The organism is Vibrio floridensis (assembly GCF_021852965.1).
Classification (GTDB): Bacteria; Pseudomonadota; Gammaproteobacteria; order Enterobacterales; family Vibrionaceae; genus Vibrio; species Vibrio floridensis.
Genome location: NZ_JAKGCY010000041.1, coordinates 1 through 3,150 on the forward strand (window position 1 = coordinate 1; position 3,150 = coordinate 3,150).

Annotated in this window: 5 protein-coding genes; 4 read left to right on the forward strand and 1 reads right to left on the reverse strand. The window is 41.6% G+C overall.

The window, feature by feature from the left end; all coding sequences use genetic code 11:
* Positions 1-161: 161 nt before the first annotated feature.
* Positions 162-458 (reverse strand): hypothetical protein, encoded by a 297-nt coding sequence (locus tag LZU85_RS20465; RefSeq protein ID WP_237288392.1) that lies wholly within the window; start codon positions 456-458, stop codon positions 162-164.
* A gap of 800 nt (positions 459-1,258) precedes the next feature.
* Between LZU85_RS20465 and LZU85_RS20475 the strand changes: the two genes are divergently transcribed.
* The 4 genes from LZU85_RS20475 to LZU85_RS20495 all read left to right on the forward strand — a co-directional run bounded on the left by LZU85_RS20475 (position 1,259) and on the right by LZU85_RS20495 (position 2,970).
* Positions 1,259-1,516 (forward strand): type II toxin-antitoxin system Phd/YefM family antitoxin, encoded by a 258-nt coding sequence (locus LZU85_RS20475; RefSeq protein ID WP_000861988.1) that lies wholly within the window; start codon positions 1,259-1,261, stop codon positions 1,514-1,516.
* On the forward strand, positions 1,504-1,806 hold the full coding sequence (locus tag LZU85_RS20480; RefSeq protein WP_000852547.1) for a type II toxin-antitoxin system RelE/ParE family toxin: 303 nt from the start codon (positions 1,504-1,506) through the stop codon (positions 1,804-1,806). The genes LZU85_RS20475 and LZU85_RS20480 overlap by 13 nt, the downstream gene beginning before the upstream one ends.
* A gap of 166 nt (positions 1,807-1,972) precedes the next feature.
* Positions 1,973-2,437, forward strand: coding sequence for an ASCH domain-containing protein (locus LZU85_RS20485; protein ID WP_199351504.1), 465 nt, complete (start codon positions 1,973-1,975; stop codon positions 2,435-2,437).
* Between the two features lie 140 nt (positions 2,438-2,577).
* Positions 2,578-2,970 carry a hypothetical protein gene (locus LZU85_RS20495; protein WP_237288394.1) on the forward strand — a complete coding sequence of 131 codons (393 nt, stop codon included), beginning with the start codon at positions 2,578-2,580 and terminating at the stop codon, positions 2,968-2,970.
* Positions 2,971-3,150 lie beyond the last annotated feature (180 nt).

Consider the following 3,150-nt stretch of genomic DNA (forward strand, 5'->3'; position numbering starts at 1 on the left):
TTTTCAGTTTGCGTTGAGTTCGGTGGTTACGGCGCTGTGCGGTAGCTTTTGTATTGCGTGCCTGCACCCCTTAACGCAGCGTTATGCGATGTTTTGGGGGAATAGAATGATTCACCGTCAACATTTGTAATTAAAACGAAGGCGGTGAATCATATCGCTAGCTAACAATCAGACTTATTTTTTACCTTGCTTGAAGAGTTTTCATAAGATTCAACATTGATAACGGAATATACCCAGCACTTACCAAAACGAGTATGCTGGTATGTGGGTTTGTGTTTGTCATGAGTTACTAGATCTAAAGCTTCCTCTTCAGTTTTACTCTGTGCTGATGTGCATTGGACAGGACCACAAGCTTTCCAGTTTCCATTTGAAGTTTTCCAAGTTAAAACTAGACCGTCTTTTGCTAATGCACCTGCGCTCACTATTGATAGTGTCAAAATAAGGATTAATTTGTTCATAACTAGCCCTCGTTGTTGGTTTTGCATTATATTTAGCTTCCTCAAAGATAATTTGTGGTGATACTTGTCACAGGCTCAGTAACTTTTTTAAGCGGATTAAAATATCTTTGCTATTTAGAGTGTGTGACAGAATACGCATAACAAAGTGTTCAAGAGGGATTCATGCCGCGTGGCATTTTTGCTATGCGGTGAGTTTTGGTGGTGAAAGTGGTCTGCGGAAAGTTGGTTTAGGCGGCATTCACCCCTTAACGCGGCGTTATGCTTAATCACGTAAAATCAGTGGTTTATGGTTTTTCTTTGTTCCCTCGGCTTGTTAGTTTCGAGTTCATCGGCAAGTTAGCTTCATTGGGCGCTATTTTCTGGACATCAATTCTTTGGCGCTGGAAATTCAGAGAATTGCCTCAATCAGTTTTCGCGTAAGCGAGAGGTAAGGGCAGTTGGCTCACTCAGAACTTTGAACTTAGGTTTTTGAGTTTTAGTAGCCGAATTTCAAAGTCATACTTTCAAAATCATGAGTCATTTCAGTTTTTTAGGTTTTGCCTTTTGTTAGCTAATCCTAGTCGAGTTAATCTTGGTTTTGGTAAAATGCGGGCGTTGAAGCTTAAGCATAACAAAGCGTTAAAGTGGGATTTGGCACGCGTGGCATTTTCGGTTTGCGTTGGGTTCAGTGATTAAGTCGCTGTGCGGTAGCTTTTATAGTGCGTGCCTGCACCCCTTAACGCGGCGTTAGCCGTCATGGAGCTTGCTATACTCAAAGTGATAGAATAGTATCACTTTAGTAATCCTTAGGAGCAGCTCTCATGAAAGTAGAACTAGTTACATCACTCAAACGGCAAGCAACCAAGATCCTAGCCGATCTCCACGACACCAAAGAACCAGTGTTAATTACGGAGCATGGTAAGCCATCTGCGTATCTAGTTGATGTTGATGATTACGAGTTTATGCAAAATCGTTTGGCCATTCTCGAAGGTATTGCACGAGGTGAGCGCGCAATAGCTGACGGAAAGGTTGTTGGTCATAATGAAGCCAAGGACAAAATGTCAAAATGGCTGAAGTAATTTGGACTGAACCGGCGTTATCTGACCTAAATGATATCGCTGAGTACATCGCGCTTGAAAATGTCGTGGCTGCAAAGCAACTGGTTCAAGCGATCTTCTCGAAAGTCGAACGTCTAGAAGTTTTCCCAGAGTCAGGTCGTATTCCGCCAGAATTAGAGCATTTGAGTTATCGTGAAGTTGTAGCAAATCCATGTCGTGTTTTCTATAAACAAGACGGTGACAAGGTATTTATTCTGTTTGTTATGCGCGCTGAGAGAGATTTGCGTAAGTTCTTGTTAAGTAGACAATAACCTTGAGGAGTGAGCGGCTAACAAACGCTTTAAGACGGATTCGCAACGCGTGGCATTTGTGGTTTGCGGCAAGTTTAGTGATTTAGGTGTTGTGCGGAAACATCGCATTGCGTTGCTCACCACTTAAGCGGGCGTTATATTTTTAATCAAATTCCGAGTCAAAATCATGGATGAGAGAAGTAGAATTTATCTAGATCAATACCTTAAATCTTTACCTGATGAAGTAGCATCAAACTACACTTCATTTAGTTCAGACTATTTTTGTGCAGATGAATACAATGCAAATGTATGTGCAGACTTAATCCTTCGTGGTGAAAAACGTGCGTCATGTAGCTTAGACTACTGGTACAGTGAAAAAGGCGAATTGTTGCCAGAAGTCGGTCATCTTCAAGTCGTGACAAATTGGGATGGCATGCCAATTTGTATTATAGAAATCACCTCTGTAACTAAGTGTAAATACCATGAAGTAACACCTGAGTTTGCAGCTTTGGAAGGTGAGGGCGACAAGACGCTAGCTTGGTGGCGCAAAGCACATTGGAACTTCTTCTCAAGAGAATGCGTCGAGTTAGGTATATCACCTTCAGAAGATATGCTATTGATATTAGAGCAATTTAAAGTCGTATATAAATAAAAATATAACAAACAGTTCAAGAGGGATTCAGCACGCGTGGCATTTTTGGTATGCGTTGATTTCGGTGTTGAAGTGCTATGCAGCGGCTTGGTCATTGCGTGCTTCGCCCCTTAACTGGGCGTTAGCTGGTAGGAGGTTATATGGAAATTAATACCGACTTTGAGAAGATGAGCTTTCATGATGTATCTATCAGTGATGTTTCCAGAACTGACTCCAAGATCATCATCGTTCTCAGTGGTATTTTCATCAGCAAAGAGCACCCAAGTTCCAATGGAAAAGATCTAATTGTTCAGAATGGGGTGATGACTCTATACAACGTGTCTAATGAAAAAAGCCTCACTTGGTTGAATGATGTGGCACCTGTCAGTCACAAAATTCCAGAGTACCCGATTGACGAAATCATGAATGCGAAGTTTGATGGGAGTACATTCCACTTTGATGGCTTTAAGGAAGCGATGCCTTGGCATGAGTGGTTTATTCAGGCAACAAGTTTCAACTTGGTAGCTTTCGATGTTGTGGAAACAACCAGCTAACAAGCAATTTAAGAGGGATTCACAACGCTTGGCACTTTTGCTTCTACTTCAAATTTAGTGTTTATGGCGCAATGCATTAGGTTGGGTGGAGGCGTTGTTCACCCCTTAATTGGGCGTTATGCTCTAGGAGAAAATTTTGCTCGATTTGCTTAAAAAAGTAGTTCTAATTAACTTCTTAGC

What these genes read in the sequence shown, in the direction of transcription:
- LZU85_RS20485 (WP_199351504.1), top strand. Translation starts at nt 1,973, where the DNA reads ATGGATGAGAGAAGTAGAATTTATCTAGATCAATACCTTAAATCTTTA.
- LZU85_RS20495 (WP_237288394.1), top strand. Translation starts at nt 2,578, where the DNA reads ATGGAAATTAATACCGACTTTGAGAAGATGAGCTTTCATGATGTATCT.
- LZU85_RS20475 (WP_000861988.1), top strand. Translation starts at nt 1,259, where the DNA reads ATGAAAGTAGAACTAGTTACATCACTCAAACGGCAAGCAACCAAGATC.
- LZU85_RS20480 (WP_000852547.1), top strand. Translation starts at nt 1,504, where the DNA reads ATGGCTGAAGTAATTTGGACTGAACCGGCGTTATCTGACCTAAATGAT.
- LZU85_RS20465 (WP_237288392.1), bottom strand. Translation starts at nt 458, where the DNA reads ATGAACAAATTAATCCTTATTTTGACACTATCAATAGTGAGCGCAGGT.